This is a genomic window from Streptomyces sp. NPDC093260 (assembly GCF_040683715.1).
Taxonomy (GTDB): Bacteria; Actinomycetota; Actinomycetes; order Streptomycetales; family Streptomycetaceae; genus Streptomyces; species Streptomyces sennicomposti.
This window is the reverse complement of sequence record NZ_JBFBEK010000006.1, coordinates 204,359-222,161: the sequence shown is the minus strand read 5'-3', so window position 1 is coordinate 222,161 and position 17,803 is coordinate 204,359. Positions and strand designations below refer to the sequence as shown.

The window sequence follows — 17,803 nt, the reverse complement described above, 5'->3', positions numbered from 1 at the left end:
GCGTTCGCGCGCGGTGGGCGGATGTAGCGTTCGGGGCATGCGTACCCTCCTGATCACGGGACCCGGGGGCAGTGGCCGTACGACCGCGGCCGCCGCCACCGCACTCGCCGCCGCCCGTGACGGCGTCCGCACCCTGGTGCTCAGCGCCGACCGCACCGACACCCTCGGCGCCGCCCTCGGGGCGGCGACCGGCGCCGAGCCCGTCGCCGTGACGCCCGACCTCACCGCCTGGCGCCCCGACGCCGCCGCCGGCTTCCGCGCCGACCTCGCCGCCTTCCAGGACCGCGCCGCCCACGTCCTCGACCTGCTCGGCGCCGCCCGCCTGGACGCCGAGGAACTGACCCCGCTGCCCGGCGCCGAGGAACTCGCCCTGCTGCGCGCCCTGCGCGACGCCGCCCTCTCCGAGCGCTTCGACCTCCTCGTCGTCGATCTGCCGCCCGCCCCGCAGGCCCTCGCCCTGCTCGCCCTCCCCGCCGAACTGCGCCGCTATCTGCGCCGGCTGCTGCCGCCCGAGCGGCAGGCCGCCCGCGCCCTGCGCCCGGTCCTCGGCCGCCTCGCCGGCGTCCCCATGCCCGCCGAGTGGCTCTACGAGACCGCCGCCCGCTGGGACGTGGAGCTGGCCGCCGTCGAGGCGGTCGTCGCCGACCCCGGCACCGCCGTCCGCCTGGTCGCCGAGCCCGGCCCGGCCGGCGCCGACGCGGTCCGCGCCGCCGCCCTCGGCCTCGCCGTGCGCGCCCTGCCCGTGGAGTCGCTGGTCGCCACCCGCGTCCTGCCCGAGGCCCCCGCCGACTCCTGGCAGGCGTCCCTCGCCGCCCAGCAGCAGAAGGCCCTGGACGAGTGGCGGGAGACCTACGCCGTCCACCCGGCCGTCCACCTCGGCCGGGACCCGCGCGGCGCCGACGACCTGACCGCCCTCGCCCTGCCCGCCGCCGCCCCGGCGCCCGCGCCCGTCGCCTGGCCGGTCACCGACGAGATCGCCGGGGACGGGGTGCTCGTGTGGCACATCCCGTTGCCCGGCGCCCTGCGCGAGGAGCTGGACCTCGTCCGGCGCGGCGACGAACTCGTTCTCACCGCGGGACCGTTCCGCCGCGTCGTCCCGCTGCCCTCCGCCCTGCGCCGGTGCACCGTCGAGGGCGCCGCCCTGCGCGAGGGCGAGCTGCGGATCCGGTTCGGGCCGGACCCCGCGCTGTGGCCGCGCGAGAGGTGAACCGCCGCACCCGGTTCGGGTAACGTCGAGGGACGAACCGTAGTCAGGAGCCCGCCATGAGCGAAGAGCGCCCACCCACCGACGCCGCTCGGGACGACGCCGCTCAGGAGGAGACCGCCGCCGCCCCGCCGCGCGCGACCGACGACGACGCCTGGTCGACGGCGTGCGCCGAGGACCTGGCGGCGGAGCAGGCCCGGCGCCGCGCCGAGTACGGCCCGCCCCCCGGCTCGGCCGCCGAGGAACTGCGCAAGTTCGTCGACGCCGTCGCCGGCAAGCTGTCCTCGCTCCAGTCGCCGCTGCTCGGCGCGCTGGCCGGACCCGCCGCCCAGCAGGTGGTGCGGCAGGTCGTGCAGCAGGCCAAGGCGACCGTCGAACCGGTCATCGAACGCAACCCGGACGTCTTCGACCACCTCGCCGCGGCCGGCGGCGAACTCCTCGCCGCCTACCGCTCGGCCGTCCAGGCCCAGGAACACCGCTGGACGTCCCGCACCGGCCGCGCCGACGACCTCGACGGCGACCTGAAGAACCTGGACGACCGCGGGGAGGGCCCGCACCGCCGCGACGGCGGCGAGGGTGCGGGCGGCGGCCAGCGCATCGACCTGGACTAGGGCGTCCTCGGAAGTGGCGCCGTCCGCCCGAAGGCCGGACGGGACCTTCGACACACGTCCTGGCCCTGCCGGAGCACGAACGCCCGCCCGGCGGCGCGGCCGGCACCGGGGCCGATGCGCGCCTGCTCGCGGGGTGGACGCCGGGAATCGGACGGTGGCGCCTCGGGTACGGTTGGCCGTAGCGGGGCTCGACCGGAACTGAGGGATTCATGGGACTCACCATCGGCGTCGACATCGGCGGCACGAAGATCGCGGCCGGCGTGGTCGACGAGGAAGGCAACATCCTCTCGACCTTCAAGGTGCCGACCCCCACCACACCCGAGGCCATCGTGGACGCCATCGCCTCGGCGGTGGAGGGCGCGCGCGCGGGGCACGACATCGTCGGTGTGGGCATCGGCGCCGCCGGATACGTCAACCGGCAGCGCTCCACCGTCTACTTCGCGCCCAACATCGACTGGCGCCAGGAGCCGCTCAAGGCGAAGGTCGAGGAGCGCGTCGGCCTCCCCGTCGTCGTGGAGAACGACGCCAACGCCGCGGCCTGGGGCGAGTACAGGTTCGGCGCCGGCAAGGGCCACCGCAACGTCATCTGCATCACGCTCGGCACCGGCCTCGGCGGCGGCATCATCATCGGCAACAAGCTGCGCCGCGGCCACTTCGGCGTGGCCGCCGAGTTCGGCCACATCCGGATGGTCCCGGACGGCCTGCTGTGCGGCTGCGGCTCGCAGGGCTGCTGGGAGCAGTACGCCTCCGGGCGCGCCCTCGTCCGCTACGCCAAGCAGCGCGCCAACGCGACCCCGGAGCGCGCCGAGGTGCTGCTCGCCCTCGGCGACGGCACCCCCGACGGCATCGAGGGCAAGCACATCTCCATGGCCGCCCGCCAGGGCTGTCCGGTCGCCGTCGACTCCTACCGCGAGCTGGCCCGCTGGGTCGGCGCGGGCCTGGCCGACCTGGCCTCCCTGTTCGACCCGTCCGCCTTCATCGTCGGCGGCGGCCTGTCCGACGAGGGCGAACTGGTCCTGGACCCGATCCGCAAGTCGTACAAGCGCTGGCTGGTCGGCGGCAACTGGCGCCCGGTCGCCGACGTGATCGCCGCGCAGCTCGGCAACAAGGCCGGCCTGGTCGGCGCGGCGGACCTGGCCCGGGAGCCCGACCCGGTCATGTGAACGACACCGGCCCCTGACCGGCCGCGCCCACCGGTCCCGGCGACCGACCCGGCCCCAGGGGCCCCGTCCGCCGGACGACCGCGCGCCCACCGCCCCTCCGCCCGGGCCGGTGGGCGCAGGCGTGTCCGTAGGGAAGGTCAGGGCGGGCGGGCGGAGCGGGGACGCGCTGTCGGCGCAGGGGGGCGGGCGGTGCGTCTGCCGGGGCGGCCGGGGCCGCGGCATGGCCCGTGCGCGGGCGCGGCCCGGGGAGCGGGGCGTTCGCGCGTCCGCACGACCCGGAGCGGGGCGCCGCACCGCCGGGCCGCCGGGAGGGCGGCTGGCGGGGTCCGCCTCGTGGGCGGAACGGGCCGCCGTGCCGGTCGCGGGGCGGGCGCGGCGTATGTTGATCGTCATGCTGCTGCCCAACTCCCGCACGGAACCCGACGGTTCCGCCGTCGTCCGTGTCCTCAGCTACAACATCCGCTCGCTCCAGGACGACTTCGAGGCCCTCGCCCGCGTGATCAGGGCCTGCGCGCCCGACCTCGTCCTGCTCCAGGAGGCGCCCCGCTTCTTCCGCTGGCGCAAGAAGCTGGCCCGGCTCGCGGCCGCCACCGACCTGGTGGTCCTCACCGGCGGCGCGACCGCCGCAGGACCCGCCGTGCTCTGCTCGCTGCGGGCCACCGTCGAGCGCACCGAGGACGTCCTGCTGCCGCTCACCCCCGGGCAGCACCGGCGCGGCCTCGCCACCGGAGTCGTCCGGTTCGGCGGCGCCCGCCTCGGTGTGCTCGCCTGCCACCTCTCCCTCGTGGCCGCCGAGCGCCACGACCAGAGCGGGATGCTCCTGGACCGGCTCGCCGGGATGGGCGTGGAGCACGCGATCGCGGGCGGCGACATCAACGAGGGTCCCGAGGGCGCGGCCTTCCGGCGACTGGCCGACGCCCTCCAGGACGGCTATGCCACCGCCCCCTGGGGCGGGGAGCACACCTGGTCGGCCACCGAGCCGCACCGCCGCATCGACGCGATCTTCGCCACCTCCGGCATCGAGGTGCTCGGCTGCGGCGTCCCGCTGGACCAGCCCGGAGTCACCGAGGCGGACCTGAGGGCGGCCACCGACCACCGTCCGGTGCTCGCGGCCCTGAAGATCCCTGCGACGGCGTGACCGCGGGCGGGGCGGAGCCGCCGTAGCGCCGCCGTTCGGGCGTACGACGACGGGGGCCGTACCGGTGTACGGCCCCCGTCGTCGTACCGACGACCGCTCTTGTCCTCGTCACACGACCGCGCCTCGCCCCGGGTCGTCGTCCTCGTCGTCGCCCGGGTTCATCCGGGCCACCAGCGTCGCGATGCCGCCGAGGAAGCCGCCGATGCAGAGCGTGGTCAGCCACCACGTCATGTCCCAGCCGAGCAGCACCGCCAGCAGGAGCAGGACGGGACCGCCGATCACGCCCAGCCAGGCGAACTTCGCCGTGGCGTCCGCGTCCGGCAGCGGGGGCGGCTCCGGGGGCACGAAGTGGCCCTCGTCGTCCTCGTCGAAGTCGTCGTCGGAGGGCTCGCGCACCGTGAAGTCGCGCGGGCCGGCGGGTGCGCCGACGCCGGGCGCGAAGGAGACCGAGCCGCCCAGCGGCCTGGCCGCGCCCGGCCCCGCGTCCGCGGCCCGCCCGTCCTTCGGGCCGTCGCCCGTGGCCCGTCCGTCGCCCGTGGCGCGTCCGGTCCCCGGACCGCCGTCCTCAGGCCGTCGCGCCTTCGCGCGGTCACCGGTGCCGGGCCGCTCGTCGTCCGCGTCCGGCGGTTCCGGCAACGGCAGGTCCCGGATCGGCCGGAACGGCCGTGCGCCCGGCGGGTCCGGCGGCTCCTCGCCGTACCCGGCGACGATCGCGGCCCAGGCGGCGTCCTCGTCCAGCGGCGTGCCCGCCGCCCGGCGCTCCACCGGGCCGCCCGCCTCCGCCGCCTTGCCGGCAACCCGCGACTCCCCGGCTTCCCGCGCGTCCCCGGCGTCGACCGGCCTGACGGCGTCGGCCGCCTTGACGGCGTCAGACGCCTTCACGGGATCGGCCGCCTTGATCGGATCGACCGCTGAGACCGGATCACCCGCCTTCAGCCCGTCGGCCGCCCCGAGCACGTCGCCCGGCCCGGCGGGATCGACCGGGTCGACCGGCTGGGCCGCCCTCACCGCGCCGGCCGGCCCGGCGCCGGTCTGCTCGACCGCGTCGGCGGCCTGCACCGTCTCGCCCGTTCCGCCCGCCTCGGCCGGCCGGACAGCGCCGCCCGGCCGGAGCGGATCGGCGGCCTCGGCAGGCTCCGCCGAGCCACCCGCCTCCACCGAGCCACCCGCCTCCGCCGACCCGGAGGTCCCGTCGGGCCGTACCGCCTCCCCGGGCCGTACCGCCCCGTCGGGCCGGCCCGCTTCCCCCGGCTCGACGTTCTCCCGGCCCTCGCGGTCGGAGTCGTGCTCAGCCACCTTGGGCCGTCCCTTCCTTGCCGACGCTGGGTGCGAGCCGTCCGACGAAGGCGTAGCTCTCCTCGAAGATCCGGTCCGCGTCATGGTCCAACGTCGCGACGTGGTAGCTGTGTTCCAGCAGCACCTCCGTCACGTCCAGGGAGGAGACCCGGCTGAGGATCCGCGCCGGGTCGGCCGGCGGCACCACATGGTCGGCAGGGCTGCGCAGCACCAGCAGCGGCTGGGTGACCTGCGGCAGCTCACCGTCCAGCATGCGCAGGAAGACCCGTAGCGAGTGCGCGGCGTGCAGCGGCACCCGGTCGTAGCCCAGCTCGGCGGCGCCCTCCTTGGCGATGTCGCTGGCGATCCCCTTCGTCGAGGGCACCAGATGCCGGACCACGGGCAGGGCGTACGCGGACAGGCCGTGCACCTTGTTGGCGGGGTTGACGACCACCACGCCGTCCACCGCGTCCCCGTGCTTGGCCGCCAGCCGCAGCGCCAGCGCGCCGCCCATCGACAGACCCGCCACGAACACGCGCGCGCACCGCTCGCGCAGGGAGCGCAGCTCCCGGTCCACCTCGGCGTACCAGTCCTGCCAGCCGGTGAGCTGCATGTCCTGCCAGCGCGTGCCGTGCCCGGGCAGCAGCGGCAGGGACACCGTCAGACCGCGATCGGCGAGATACTCGGCCCAGGGGCGCAGCGACTGGGGGGAACCCGTGAAGCCGTGGCAGAGGAGGACGCCGACCTCCCCGCCCTCGTGGCGGTACGGCTCTGCTCCGGGGAGGACCGGCACGTCGGTCTCCTGTTCGTGAGTGGACTCGGCACGTCGATGACAGGCACGTCGAGGCAGGATGGCCCGCCGCAGCGGCGCACGGCCGTCGACGGCGGGTACTTCACCGTACGCGACGGCACTGACACCGACCAGGGCCGTCGGGTCCATCGGCGGTGCAGCGGGTTATGGTCTGATCGACACACACGGGAGGAACTCGGTTGTTCTACGGCACGATGAAGGTCGCCATCGGGGGGCCGCTGAAGCTCGCCTTCAGGCCCTGGGTGGAGGGCCTGGAGAACATTCCGGCCGAGGGCCCCGCCATTCTGGCGAGCAACCACCTCTCGTTCTCGGACTCGTTCTTCCTGCCCGCGGTGCTCGACCGGAAGGTCACCTTCATCGCGAAGGCCGAGTACTTCACCACGCCCGGCGTGAAGGGCCGGCTGACCGCCGCGTTCTTCAAGGGCGTCGGCCAGCTGCCGGTGGACCGCTCCGGTGCGCGCGGCGCGGGCGAGGCCGCGGTGAAGAGCGGGATAGAGGTGCTGGAGCGCGGCGAGCTGTTCGGCATCTATCCGGAGGGCACCCGTTCGCCCGACGGCCGCCTCTACCGGGGCAAGCCGGGCGGTCTGGCCCGGGTGGCGCTGGCCACCGGCGCGCCGGTCATCCCGGTCGCCATGATCGACACGGAGAAGATCCAGCCGCCCGGCAAGGTCGTCCCCAAGCTGATGCGCCCCGGCATCCGCATCGGCAGGCCCCTCGACTTCAGCCGCTACCAGGGGATGGAGCACGACCGCTTCGTCCTGCGCGCGGTGACCGACGAGGTCATGTACGAGATCATGAAGCTCTCCGGCCAGGAGTACGTCGACATGTACGCGACCGCGGCCAAGCGGCAGCTCACGGAGGCGGCCAGGGCGGAGAAGGAGGCCGAGAAGGCGGAGAGGGCCGCCGCGGCCGCCCTGGAGAAGGCCGAGAAGGCGCAGGCCCAGAAGGAGCGGGCCGAGCGGGAGGCGGCCGAGGAGACCCGCAGGGAGATCCAGGCCGAGGAAGAGGCGCGGACGGCGGCCGGGCACTCCGGCGACGAGAAGCGGCCGCAGGCCGGCCCGTCCCGCGACGACGAGCAGGACGAGGACGGCCGGACCCGTGGGCACGACGGGCGGGCCGAAGAGGAGAGAACCGCGGAGTAGGCGACCGCGGACAACGGGGGAGGGGCGCATGCCCAGGCGCGAGCGCGTCATGAGGATGTCGGTCGAGCAGCCCATGTGGCGTGCGCTGGCCGGCTACCGGGTGCTGACGATGTTCTACGCGGTCGGCCTGTTCGCCACCGCCTACGACCGCTTCCCGCGCCCGTGGGTCGCCGTCGCGTACTACTGCGTGATCTTCGTGTGGACCCTGGCCACCCTGCCCCGGGTCGCCAACGCCGCGAGCTGCACCCGGCCCTTCCTCGCCGTCGACCTCTCCCTCGCGGTCTGCGGCATCCTCCTCACCCCGGTGGCCGACGCGCACGCCCGGATCGTGGCGGGCGGACCGACCCTGCCGTCGATATGGACCGCCGGCTCGGTCCTGGCCTTCGCGGTCAAGGGCGGCTGGCGGTGGGCGGCCGTCGCCTCCACCGCGATCGCCGTCGCCAACCTCGTGGAGCGCGGCGTCCCGGCCCGCGACACCGTGCACAACGTGGTCCTGGTCTGGGTCGCCTCCATCGCCATCGGCTATGTCGTGGAGGTCGCCCGCGCCTCCGAGCGCACCCTCGCCAGGGCCCTGGAGATCGAGGCCGCGACCAGGGAGCGGGAGCGGCTGGCCCGGGACATCCACGACAGCGTGCTCCAGGTGCTGGCCATGGTGCAGCGGCGCGGCGCGGTGATCGGCGGCGAGGCGGCCGAGCTGGGGCGGCTGGCGGGCGAGCAGGAGGTGGCGCTGCGCACCCTGGTCTCCGGCGGCATGGTCCCCGTCTCCCGGGTCTCCACCGACGCGGCCGACGGCGCCCTCGTCCAGCTCGTGGACGAGCGGGAGGAGCACGGCGACCGGGACGAGCCCCGCGGACCCGGCGGGCGCGGCGAGCCGGCCGGCGAGGGTGGCGGCCGCGTCGATCTGCGCGCGCTGCTCGCCCCGTACGCCGGTTCCCGGGTGGCCCTGGCCGAGCCGGGCGCCCCGGTGCCGCTGCCGGCCGCCGTCGCCCGGGAGGTGGCCGCGGCCGTCGGCGCCGCGCTGGACAACGTCCGGCGGCACGTGGGCGAGGACGCGCGGGCCTGGATCCTGGTCGAGGACGAGCCGGAGTCGGTGCTGGTGACAGTGCGCGACGAGGGGCCGGGCATCCCGGAGGGGCGGCTGACCCAGGCCGAGGGCGAGGGCCGGCTCGGGGTGGCCCAGTCGATCCGGGGCCGGCTGCGCGACATCGGCGGCACCGCCGAACTGATCTCGGTGCCCGGCCAGGGCACGGAGGTCGAACTGAACGTACCCAAGAACGCGTCGCACCCGAAGCACGCGACGGACGAGAAGCACGACAGGCATCCGCGCGAGGCCCGCGGCGGCGGCGCCGCGGCGTGGGTGCGGGGGAAGGCGGGAGACCGATGACGGCGACGAGCGGAACCGGGCAGGGCGAGGAGGACGCGCCGGTGCGGGTCATGGTGGTGGACGACCACCCGATGTGGCGGGACGCCGTCGCCCGCGATCTGGCCGAGTCCGGCTTCGAGGTGGTCGCCACGGCGGGCGACGGCGAGCAGGCGGTGCGCCGCGCCCTGGCCGCCGCGCCGGACGTCCTCGTCCTCGACCTCAATCTGCCGGTCAAGCCCGGCGTCCGGGTCTGCAAGGAACTCGTCGCCCGCAACCCGGCGTTGCGGGTGCTGGTGCTCTCCGCGAGCGGCGAGCACGCCGATGTCCTGGAGGCCGTGAAGTCGGGCGCCACCGGCTACCTCCTCAAGTCGGCGTCCACGCAGGAGCTGTTGGACGCGGTGCGCCGGACCGCCGCGGGCGACCCGGTGTTCACGCCGGGGCTGGCCGGGCTGGTCCTCGGCGAGTACCGGCGGCTGGCCGCCGAACCCGCGCCCGCCGCCGGCGCCGGGGCGGACGGCCGGGAGCCGGGGGCGCCCCGGCTCACCGAGCGCGAGACCGAGGTGCTGCGCCTGGTCGCCAAGGGCCTGAGCTACAAGCAGATCGCCGAGCGCCTGGTCATCTCCCACCGCACGGTGCAGAACCATGTGCAGAACACCCTCGGCAAGCTCCAGCTGCACAACCGTGTCGAGCTGGTCCGCTACGCCATCGAACGCGGACTCGACGGCGAAGAGGGCGAGAGGAACACATGACCCGAGTCGCGGGTAAACCGGAGTAAAGCGGTCAAGTCACTCTTCCGAGTGTAATTGCCGTGATCAACTACCGGACATTTCACCGGAATTGACCGTCGCACCTGTCCCGGAGTGACCTGCGTCACCCTTAGCGTGAGCCTCACCAGGCAACCGCGGCGAAGGGACATTTCCATGCGCGTCGGAGTACTGACCGGAGGCGGCGACTGCCCCGGGCTCAACGCCGTCATCCGGGGCGTCGTCCGCAAGGGCGTGCAGGAGTACGGCTACGACTTCGTCGGCTTCCGGGACGGCTGGCGAGGCCCCCTGGAGAACGACACCGTCCGGCTCGACATCCCCGCGGTGCGCGGCATCCTGCCCCGCGGCGGCACCATCCTCGGCTCCTCGCGCACCAATCCGCTCAAGCAGGAGGACGGCATCCGGCGGATCAAGGACAACCTCGCCAAGAACGAGATCGACGCGCTCGTCGCGATCGGCGGCGAGGACACCCTCGGCGTGGCCGCGCGGCTCAGCGACGAGTACGGAGTGCCCTGCGTCGGCGTCCCCAAGACCATCGACAACGACCTGTCCGCCACCGACTACACCTTCGGCTTCGACACCGCGGTCTCCATCGCCACCGAGGCCATCGACCGCCTGCACACCACCGCCGAGTCCCACATGCGCGTCCTGGTCTGCGAGGTGATGGGCCGGCACGCCGGCTGGATCGCCCTGCACTCCGGACTCGCCGGCGGCGCGAACGTCATCCTCATCCCCGAGCAGCGCTTCGACCTCGACCAGGTGTGCGCCTGGATCACCTCCCGCTTCCGCGCCTCCTACGCCCCGATCGTCGTCGTCGCCGAGGGCGCCATGCCCAAGGACGGGCAGATGGTCCTCAAGGACGAGTCCCGCGACTCCTTCGGGCACGTGCGGCTGTCCGGCGTCGGCGAGTGGCTGGCCAAGGAGATCGAGAGGCGCACCGGCAAGGAGGCGCGCACCACCGTCCTCGGGCACATCCAGCGCGGCGGCACCCCCAGCGCCTTCGACCGCTGGCTCGCCACCCGCTTCGGACTGCACGCCGTCGACTGCGTCCGCGACGGCGACTTCGGCAAGATGGTCGCCCTGCGCGGCACCGACGTGGTGCGCGTCCCGATCGCCGAGGCCACCGCGAAGCTGAAGACGGTCGACCCGAAGCTGTACGACGAGGTCGGCGTCTTCTTCGGCTGACGCCGTCCGTGGGGTACGGGCCGTATCCTCGGCCCGTACCCCACAGAACGGGAGCGCGCGGTGGAGATCCTGGCCTTCGGAGTGCAGGCCGACGAGAAGCTGCTGATCGAACACGCCTTCCAGGACCACCACGAGGTCCGCTGTCTGGACGTCTTCCTCAACGAGGACACCGCGCCCATCGCCGTCGGCTACGAGATCGTCTCCTCCAGCGTCAACGCCGAACTCGGCGCACCGGTCCTGGAGATCCTCGCGGCGGGCGGCACCCGGATGATCGCCCAGCGTTCCACCGGCTTCAACAACATCGACCTGCACACCGCCGAACAGCTCGGCATGACGGTCGCCCGCGTCTCGTACTACTCGCCCTACGCCGTCGCCGAGTTCGCCTGGACACTCGCCCTCGCCGTCAACCGGCGCATCGTGCGCGCCTCCACCCGCACCCGCGACTTCGACTTCCGGCTCGACGGCCTGATGGGCCGTGACCTGCACGGCCGTACCGCCGGCGTGCTCGGCACCGGCAAGATCGGGGAGGCGTTCGCGCGGATCGCCCACGGATTCGGCATGCGGCTGCTCGGCTGGGACGTCGCCGAGAACCCCGCCTGCATGGAACTGGGCATGCGGTACGTCCACAAGGACCGACTGCTCGCCGAGTCCGACCTCGTCTCCCTGCACGTCCCGCTGATGCCGCAGACCCAGCACCTCATCGACGCCACCGCGCTCAAGGCGATGAAGGACGACGCGATCCTGGTGAACTCCAGCCGCGGCGGCCTCATCGACACCGCGGCCCTCGTCGCCGAACTGCGCGAGGGCCGCTTCACCGGCGTCGGCCTGGACGTCTACGAGTCCGAGGCGGGCCTGTTCTTCCTCGACAAGTCCCTGGAGGCCATCGAGGACGACGTACTGGCCCGCCTGCTCACCTTCCCCAACGTCCTGGTCACCTCCCACCAGGCGTACTACACCGAGGACGCCGTGCAGCAGATCGTGGAGACCACCGTCCGCAACGTCCTCGACTACAAGGCCGGCCGCCGCTCGGAGAACGTGCTCGTGCCGCACAGCTGACCCATCAGGCCGGTCACGATCGCCGCGCCGTTCAGCGTCAGCACCGACTCCGGGTGGAACTGCACCGACGCGAACGCGCCCCCGCCGTCACCGCCCGGCCCGCGCAGCGCGTGCACCTCGCCCGACGTGCTGCGGCTCACCTCGACGCCGTGCGCGGCCAGCTCGGCGCGGGCCTCGTCGTCGCAGCGGGCCACGAAGCTGTTGTAGAAGCCGACGGTCTCCGGCCGCCCGAACAGGTCGATCGCGGTCTGCGCCCCCTGGTACGGCACTTCCTTGCGGACGATCTCCAGGCCGAGTTCCGCCGCGATCAGCTCGTGGCCGAGGCACACGCCCAGCACCCCGTGGCGGTGACCGGCGATCAGCTCGGCGGTCAGGGCGCGCAGCAGCCGCATCTTCGGATCGGAGAGGTCCCGGGGGTCGCCGGGGCCCGGCCCGAGGACGACGGGTCCCTCGTGCGCGAGCGCCGCCTCGCGCAGATCGGCCTCGTCGTAGCGGCGGACGGTCACCTCCAGCCCCGCCGAGCGCAGCACGTGCGCCAGCATCGCCGTGAAGGTGTCCTCGCCGTCCACGACCAGCGCGTGCCCCGACACGGCGTCCGACCGCTCCTGCATCCGCAGCCAGAACGGTGCCAGCGACAGCCGCCGCCCGTCCAGCGCCGCCCGCACCCGCGGGTCGTCGGCGAGCCGGGGCAGCGTCCGCTCCGCCCGCGGCCGGCCCGGCCGTACGCCCAGGGCGGTCAGCACGCCCGCCGCCTTGGCGTGCGTCTCCTGGACCTCGCTCGCCGGGTCCGAACCGCGCACCAGGGTCGCCCCGACCGGTACCCGCAGCCGCCCGGCCGCGTCGATGTCGGCGGTGCGGATCAGGATGGGGGAGTCCAGCGTCTGCGCGCCGCCCGCGTCCCGGCCGAGCAGGGCCAGCGCACCGGCGTAGTAGCCGCGGCCGCCCGCCTCGTGCCGCTCGATGACCCGGCAGGCGTTCTGCACGGGCGAGCCGGTGACGGTCGCGGCGAACATGGTCTCCCGCAGCACATCGCGTACGTCCAGCGAGGACCGGCCGCGCAGTTCGTACTCGGTGTGCGCCAGGTGGGCCATCTCCTTCAGCCGCGGCCCCACCACGACCCCGCCCCTGTCGCCGACCGTGCACATCATCTTCAGCTCCTCGTCGACGACCATCGACAGCTCCTCGATCTCCTTGCCGTCGGCGAGGAAGTCCAGCAGGTGCTCGGGCGTCGGGCCCTCGGCCGGATAGCGGTACGTCCCGCTGATCGGGTTCATCACGACGGTGCCGCCCGACATCCGCACATGCGCCTCCGGGCTCGCCCCGACCAGCGTGCGGTCCCCGGTGTGCACCACGAACGTCCAGTACGCGCCGCGCTCGCCCGCCAGCAGCCGCCGGAACAGCGCCAGCGCGTCCGCCCGCGAGAAGCCCGGGATCCCGCCCTCGTAGGTCCGCCGGATCACGAAGTTCGCGCCCTCCCCCGCCCCGATCTCCTCGTCGAGGACCCGCCGGACGATCCGCGCGTACTCCTCGTCGCCCACGTCGAAGCCGCCGCCCTCGACCCGCACCTCGTGCGCGGGCAGCTGCGCCAGCGCCTCGGCGAGCGGGACGGTGTACGTCTCCTCGGGCGTGAGCACGGTCAGCGGGGTGCCGTCGTCGCGGACGTCGAAGCCGCGCTCGCGGATCTGCCGGAACGGGACCAGCGCCAGCCCCTCGTCGGGCAGCTCGGCGAGCCGGTCGCGCACGGACACCCGGCCGACCAGCACCTCGACCAGCTCGTGGTCGTGGCCCGGGGTGCGGCGGCGCAGCAGGGCGAAGGGACGGTCGTCGTGCAGCAGCTGTGCCAGGTCCATGGTTCCTCTTCCGTCGGTGTCGTCGATGTGTGCCGACTGCCGGTGAGGAACGGTCCGGACGCGAGAACGCCGAAGGCCGCCCCTCGGGCGGCCTTCGCGAAGTCTGGGATACGCGCAGTCAGCGGGCCGCCGGAGAAGCGGTCCACCACCAGTTCTGGTTCAGGGTCGAATGCGCGAACATGCCCGGCACCCTACCCCATCCGCGCCGCACCCCGCCCCGTCCGGACCGCGTCCCGCGTCGCCCGGACGCACCACAGGCCGGTTTCCGGCGGCCCCGGCGTGTGGAAGGACGGCGTCCGTCCCGTGCGCGGTCCGCCCCGGACGGCGCCCGCCCCGACCGAGGAGTCCGCCATGCCCGTACGACGACCGCCGCGCCGCCCGGCCGGACGGCGCGCCCCGCGCGCCCTCACCGCGGCGGCCCTGTGCGCCGCCTTCGGCGCGGGCGCACCGGCGGCCGCCGGCACCGCGCCACCGGCCGGCGCCGGGCCGCTCTCCGCCGGGCCCGCTCCCCGCACCGCGCCGCCCGCCGCATCCCCCGCCCGCCTCGTGGCCGCCGCCGACAAGACCGTCTCCTACCGCGGCCACACCTTCACCGTCCCCGCCGACTGGCCGGTCGTCGACCTCACCGAGCACCCCACCGCATGCGTCCGCTTCGACCGTCACGCCGTCTACCTCGGCGACCCCGGCGAGCAACAGGACTGCCCCGCCCGTGTCGTCGGCCGCACCGAGGCACTGTGGCTGCGCCCGGCCACCGCCACCAAGGCCGCCGTCACCGAGAACCCCACCGCCCGCGAGTTCCGGGCCACCGCGCCCGCCGACGGCATCGCCGTCACCGCCCCCTACGGCGCCGACCGCGCCACCGCCCAGCGGGTGCTGCGCAGCGCCGGACTGCCGGTCGCCACCGCCCGCACCGGACCGCCGGCCGCCACCCCCGCCGCCCCGGCCCTGCCCGCCGACGCCACCGCCCACCAGGGCAGGGGTTTCGACACCTGCGCCGCGCCCGGCCGGAGCGCCATGGACGCCTGGAAGGCCGCCTCGCCCTACAGCGCGGTCGGCGTCTACATCGGCGGCGTCAACCGGGGCTGCGCCCAGCCGAACCTGACCGCGGAGTGGGTGCGCACCCAGTACACGGCCGGCTGGCGTTTCCTGCCGCTCTACGTCGGCCCGCAGCCCGTCGCCAGCGCCGGCAGCTGCGCGGACGACTGCGCGGCCGTCACCGATCCGGCGCCACAGGGCAGGGCCGCCGCCGAGGACGCCGTCGCCCAGGCCGGGGCGCTCGGCCTCGGCAAGGGCTCGGTGCTCTACAACGACCTGGAGCAGTACACGCCGAGCACCGCCCTGACCGCGCGGGTCCTCGGCTACCTGGAGGCCTGGACCACGCGTCTGCACGAACTCGGCTACCGCTCCGGCGCGTACGGCAGCGTCTCCTCCCTGGTCGCCGACCTGGTCGAGCACGCCGCCGGGACGACCCTGCCGGACGTGATCCACTTCGCGCACTGGAACGACGAGGCCACCCTCACCGACCCCGTCCTCCCGGCCGCCCTGTGGGCCGACCACCAGCGCGTCCACCAGTACGCGGGCGACCGCACCGAGACGTACGGCGGCGTCCGGATCAGCATCGACCGCAATCTGCTGGACGTGGGCACGGGGGCCTGAGGGGCCGGAGGACGAGGGCTTGAGGGACGTGAGGACGAGGGGCCGAGGGGCGCGCGGGGGGCGCGGTGCGCTTCCCGCAGCCGCGCACGACCGGGCGACGGGGCCCGGAATCCGGTGTCCCAGAGTTTGGGCACGGGGCCGGGACGCCACACGCAGCCCGTAGGCTGGGTGCGTGAACGCAAACGCCTCCACCGTCGACATGAACACCTGGCGAGACCTCCCTGCGGCCCAGCAGCCGGAGTATCCGGACCAGGGCGCTCTCCGTGAGGTGATCGCCGAACTGGAGAGCTTCCCGCCGCTCGTCTTCGCGGGCGAGTGCGACAACCTGCGCGCCCGGATGGCGGCCGTGGCCCGGGGAGAGGCGTTCCTCCTCCAGGGCGGCGACTGCGCCGAGGCGTTCGACGCGGTGTCCGCCGACGACATCCGGGCCAAGCTCAAGACGCTGCTCCAGATGGGCGCCGTGCTCACCTATGCCGCCTCGGTGCCGGTGGTGAAGGTCGGCCGGATCGCCGGGCAGTACTCCAAGCCGCGCTCCAAGCCGACCGAGACCCGCGACGGGGTGACGCTGCCGACCTACCGCGGCGACTCCGTCAACGGCTTCGAGTTCACCGAGCAGGCCCGCATTCCGGACCCCGAGCGCCTGAAGCGGATGTACCACGCCTCCGCCTCCACGCTGAACCTGGTGCGCGCCTTCACCACCGGCGGTTACGCCGACCTGCGCCAGGTGCACGCCTGGAACCAGGACTTCGTGAAGTCCTCGCCCTCCGGCCAGCGCTACGAGCAGCTCGCCCGCGAGATCGACAGCGCGCTGAACTTCATGCGGGCCTGCGGCACCGACCCGGAGGAGTTCAAGACCGTCGAATTCTTCTCCTCGCACGAGGCCCTGCTGCTCGACTACGAGTCGGCGCTGACCCGCACCGACTCGCGCACCGGGCAGCTGTACGACGTCTCCGCGCACATGGTGTGGATCGGCGAGCGGACCCGGCAGCTGGACCACGCGCACATCGAGTTCGCCTCGAAGATCCGCAACCCGATCGGCATCAAGCTCGGCCCGACCACCACGGCCGAGGAGGCGCTCCAGTACATCGAGCGTCTGGACCCCGACCGCGAGCCGGGCCGGCTGACGTTCATCGTCCGGATGGGCGCCGACAAGGTCCGTGACAAGCTGCCCGAGCTGGTCGAGAAGGTCACCGCCTCGGGTGCGACGGTGGCCTGGGTGACCGACCCGATGCACGGCAACACCTTCGAGGCGGCCTCCGGGCACAAGACCCGCCGTTTCGACGACGTGCTCGACGAGGTCAAGGGCTTCTTCGAGGTCCACAAGGCGCTCGGCACCCACCCGGGCGGCATCCACGTCGAGCTGACCGGCGACGACGTCACCGAGTGCGTGGGCGGCGGCGACGAGATCTTCGTGGACGACCTCCACCAGCGCTACGAGACGGCCTGCGACCCCCGCCTCAACCGCAGCCAGTCCCTCGACCTCGCCTTCCTCGTCGCGGAGATGTACCGCGACCAGTGACGGGGTCTCCCGCCTGCGGGAATGATCTGGGGCGCGGATCACACACGGTCCGCGCCCCAGCCGCTGTCGCGGTCCTTGCGTGACGGGTAAGGTTAGGTTTGCCTCACCGAGAAGTCGGGACGGCACCACTGATCCGACCGGCGGGAGGTGAGCGGCGTGTACGTCTGCAGTTGCTTCGGGATCACCGAGCAGCAGGTCAAGCAGCACGCGGACAACGGCGCCTGCACGCCCCGCCAGATCGCCTCCGCCTGCAAGGCCGGCACCGACTGCGGCGGCTGCGTCCGGCGCATCCAGGCCCTGCTCGGCCGGGGCGCCTGCCCCCGCCGCGAGCTGATCGACCGCGGCGCCCCCGCCTTCCCGCAACTGCCGCGCACCGCCGTCGCGACGCCGCCCGGCGCCGACCGCGACGCCGCCTAGCGCCGACCGCGACGCAGCCCGGGCCCGGGTGGGGACCCGGACCGAGGAGCGGACCGGAGCCGGACAGCCGTCACGGCGTGGAGAAACCGTGCGTGCCGGGGCCCGTGGGGTCCGGCTGGCTCTGCTCGACGACCGTCGAGAGGTAGAGCGCCTCGCCCAGCTTGTCCACCAGCTCCAGCTGGGTGTCCAGGTAGTCGATGTGGTGCTCCTCGTCCGCGAGGATCGCCTCGAAGATGTTCGCCGAGGTGATGTCGCCCTTGTCGCGCATCACGTCCACGCCCCGGCGCAGCCGGTCGATGGCCTCCACCTCGATCTGCCGGTCGGCCCGGAACATCTCCGTGACGGTCTGCCCGACCTGCACGTGGAAGAGCCGCTGGTAGTTCGGCAGGCCGTCCAGGAGCAGGATGCGGTCGGTCAGGAGCTCGGCGTGCCGCATCTCGTCGAAGGACTCGTCGCGGGTGTACTTGGCGAGTTTCGTCCATCCCTTGTGGTCCTGCAGCTTCGAGTGCAGGAAGTACTGGTTGATCGCGGTCAGCTCGGCGGTCAGCTGCTCGTTGAGGAGTTCGATGACCTCGGGGTCGCCTTGCATCCTGCTGGGCTCCTTCTGTGCGGATCCGGTCCGATAGCGCCGCATGATTGCACCGGTGCA

16 protein-coding genes and 1 pseudogene are annotated in these 17,803 nt (G+C 74.0%); 12 read left to right on the top strand and 5 right to left on the bottom strand.

Going from position 1 to position 17,803, the window contains the following annotated elements; genetic code table 11:
- The first annotated feature begins 37 nt into the window (after window positions 1-37).
- From AB0N63_RS10505 to AB0N63_RS10490, 4 genes are all read left to right on the top strand, one after another.
- Window positions 38-1,207 carry an ArsA-related P-loop ATPase gene (locus AB0N63_RS10505; protein WP_365526881.1) on the top strand — a complete coding sequence of 390 codons (1,170 nt, stop codon included), beginning with the start codon at window positions 38-40 and terminating at the stop codon, window positions 1,205-1,207.
- Window positions 1,208-1,263: 56 nt separating this feature from the next.
- On the top strand, window positions 1,264-1,815 hold the full coding sequence (locus AB0N63_RS10500; RefSeq protein ID WP_365526879.1) for a DUF5304 domain-containing protein: 552 nt from the start codon (window positions 1,264-1,266) through the stop codon (window positions 1,813-1,815).
- 209 nt (window positions 1,816-2,024) lie between these two features.
- Window positions 2,025-2,978: an ROK family glucokinase gene (locus tag AB0N63_RS10495; RefSeq protein ID WP_365526876.1), complete on the top strand. Its 954-nt coding sequence runs from the start codon at window positions 2,025-2,027 to the stop codon at window positions 2,976-2,978.
- A gap of 391 nt (window positions 2,979-3,369) precedes the next feature.
- Window positions 3,370-4,116 carry an endonuclease/exonuclease/phosphatase family protein gene (locus AB0N63_RS10490; RefSeq protein ID WP_365526874.1) on the top strand — a complete coding sequence of 249 codons (747 nt, stop codon included), beginning with the start codon at window positions 3,370-3,372 and terminating at the stop codon, window positions 4,114-4,116.
- 108 nt (window positions 4,117-4,224) lie between these two features.
- On the opposite strand, the gene AB0N63_RS10485 is transcribed toward AB0N63_RS10490, so the two are convergent.
- Together AB0N63_RS10485 and AB0N63_RS10480 are read right to left on the bottom strand one after the other, a co-directional pair.
- A complete protein-coding gene (locus AB0N63_RS10485; RefSeq protein WP_365527052.1) occupies window positions 4,225-4,881 on the bottom strand; it encodes a hypothetical protein in 657 nt (218 codons plus the stop codon).
- Between the two features lie 523 nt (window positions 4,882-5,404).
- Window positions 5,405-6,184, bottom strand: coding sequence for an alpha/beta fold hydrolase (locus AB0N63_RS10480; RefSeq protein WP_365526872.1), 780 nt, complete (start codon window positions 6,182-6,184; stop codon window positions 5,405-5,407).
- Window positions 6,185-6,396: 212 nt separating this feature from the next.
- Between AB0N63_RS10480 and AB0N63_RS10475 the strand changes: the two are divergent.
- The 5 genes and pseudogenes from AB0N63_RS10475 to AB0N63_RS10455 form a co-directional block, all read left to right on the top strand.
- Window positions 6,397-7,188 (top strand): annotated as a pseudogene (locus tag AB0N63_RS10475) (lysophospholipid acyltransferase family protein); the annotation flags it as partial.
- Window positions 7,189-7,372: 184 nt separating this feature from the next.
- On the top strand, window positions 7,373-8,728 hold the full coding sequence (locus tag AB0N63_RS10470) for a DUF5931 domain-containing protein (protein WP_365526869.1): 1,356 nt from the start codon (window positions 7,373-7,375) through the stop codon (window positions 8,726-8,728).
- Window positions 8,725-9,456: a response regulator transcription factor gene (locus tag AB0N63_RS10465; RefSeq protein WP_365526866.1), complete on the top strand. Its 732-nt coding sequence runs from the start codon at window positions 8,725-8,727 to the stop codon at window positions 9,454-9,456. Before AB0N63_RS10470 ends, AB0N63_RS10465 begins: the two co-directional genes overlap by 4 nt.
- 171 nt (window positions 9,457-9,627) lie before the next feature.
- The gene (locus AB0N63_RS10460; RefSeq protein ID WP_365526864.1) at window positions 9,628-10,656 is read left to right on the top strand and encodes a 6-phosphofructokinase; all 1,029 of its coding nucleotides are present in this window, start codon (window positions 9,628-9,630) and stop codon (window positions 10,654-10,656) included.
- A 60-nt stretch (window positions 10,657-10,716) separates the two neighbouring features.
- The gene (locus tag AB0N63_RS10455) at window positions 10,717-11,712 is read left to right on the top strand and encodes a 2-hydroxyacid dehydrogenase (RefSeq protein ID WP_365526862.1); all 996 of its coding nucleotides are present in this window, start codon (window positions 10,717-10,719) and stop codon (window positions 11,710-11,712) included.
- On the opposite strand, the gene AB0N63_RS10450 is transcribed toward AB0N63_RS10455, so the two are convergent.
- Both AB0N63_RS10450 and AB0N63_RS10445 read right to left on the bottom strand, forming a co-directional pair.
- Window positions 11,664-13,562: an anthranilate synthase family protein gene (locus tag AB0N63_RS10450; RefSeq protein WP_365526859.1), complete on the bottom strand. Its 1,899-nt coding sequence runs from the start codon at window positions 13,560-13,562 to the stop codon at window positions 11,664-11,666. The two genes, AB0N63_RS10455 and AB0N63_RS10450, sit on opposite strands and share 49 nt — an antisense overlap.
- 118 nt (window positions 13,563-13,680) lie before the next feature.
- Window positions 13,681-13,743: a trp operon leader peptide gene (locus AB0N63_RS10445; RefSeq protein ID WP_169435375.1), complete on the bottom strand. Its 63-nt coding sequence runs from the start codon at window positions 13,741-13,743 to the stop codon at window positions 13,681-13,683.
- 170 nt (window positions 13,744-13,913) lie between these two features.
- Between AB0N63_RS10445 and AB0N63_RS10440 the strand changes: the two genes are divergently transcribed.
- The 3 genes from AB0N63_RS10440 (at window position 13,914) to AB0N63_RS10430 (ending at window position 17,154) form a co-directional block, all read left to right on the top strand.
- Entirely contained in the window at window positions 13,914-15,218 is a 1,305-nt protein-coding gene (locus tag AB0N63_RS10440; protein WP_365526857.1) for a glycoside hydrolase domain-containing protein, read from the top strand.
- Between the two features lie 199 nt (window positions 15,219-15,417).
- Window positions 15,418-16,737 (top strand): class II 3-deoxy-7-phosphoheptulonate synthase, encoded by a 1,320-nt coding sequence (locus AB0N63_RS10435; RefSeq protein WP_365527049.1) that lies wholly within the window; start codon window positions 15,418-15,420, stop codon window positions 16,735-16,737.
- A gap of 156 nt (window positions 16,738-16,893) precedes the next feature.
- On the top strand, window positions 16,894-17,154 hold the full coding sequence (locus AB0N63_RS10430) for a (2Fe-2S)-binding protein (RefSeq protein WP_365526854.1): 261 nt from the start codon (window positions 16,894-16,896) through the stop codon (window positions 17,152-17,154).
- Window positions 17,155-17,224: 70 nt separating this feature from the next.
- On the opposite strand, the gene bfr is transcribed toward AB0N63_RS10430, so the two are convergent.
- Entirely contained in the window at window positions 17,225-17,743 is a 519-nt protein-coding gene (gene bfr, locus AB0N63_RS10425; protein WP_365526852.1) for a bacterioferritin, read from the bottom strand.
- Window positions 17,744-17,803 lie beyond the last annotated feature (60 nt).

Excerpts from the sequence above, each read along its gene's own strand:
- AB0N63_RS10505 (WP_365526881.1), top strand. The coding sequence starts at position 38 with ATGCGTACCCTCCTGATCACGGGACCCGGGGGCAGTGGCCGTACGACC.
- AB0N63_RS10500 (WP_365526879.1), top strand. The coding sequence starts at position 1,264 with ATGAGCGAAGAGCGCCCACCCACCGACGCCGCTCGGGACGACGCCGCT.
- AB0N63_RS10495 (WP_365526876.1), top strand. The coding sequence starts at position 2,025 with ATGGGACTCACCATCGGCGTCGACATCGGCGGCACGAAGATCGCGGCC.
- AB0N63_RS10490 (WP_365526874.1), top strand. The coding sequence starts at position 3,370 with ATGCTGCTGCCCAACTCCCGCACGGAACCCGACGGTTCCGCCGTCGTC.
- AB0N63_RS10470 (WP_365526869.1), top strand. The coding sequence starts at position 7,373 with ATGCCCAGGCGCGAGCGCGTCATGAGGATGTCGGTCGAGCAGCCCATG.
- AB0N63_RS10465 (WP_365526866.1), top strand. The coding sequence starts at position 8,725 with ATGACGGCGACGAGCGGAACCGGGCAGGGCGAGGAGGACGCGCCGGTG.
- AB0N63_RS10460 (WP_365526864.1), top strand. The coding sequence starts at position 9,628 with ATGCGCGTCGGAGTACTGACCGGAGGCGGCGACTGCCCCGGGCTCAAC.
- AB0N63_RS10450 (WP_365526859.1), bottom strand. The coding sequence starts at position 13,562 with ATGGACCTGGCACAGCTGCTGCACGACGACCGTCCCTTCGCCCTGCTG.
- AB0N63_RS10440 (WP_365526857.1), top strand. The coding sequence starts at position 13,914 with ATGCCCGTACGACGACCGCCGCGCCGCCCGGCCGGACGGCGCGCCCCG.
- AB0N63_RS10435 (WP_365527049.1), top strand. The coding sequence starts at position 15,418 with ATGAACACCTGGCGAGACCTCCCTGCGGCCCAGCAGCCGGAGTATCCG.
- bfr (WP_365526852.1), bottom strand. The coding sequence starts at position 17,743 with ATGCAAGGCGACCCCGAGGTCATCGAACTCCTCAACGAGCAGCTGACC.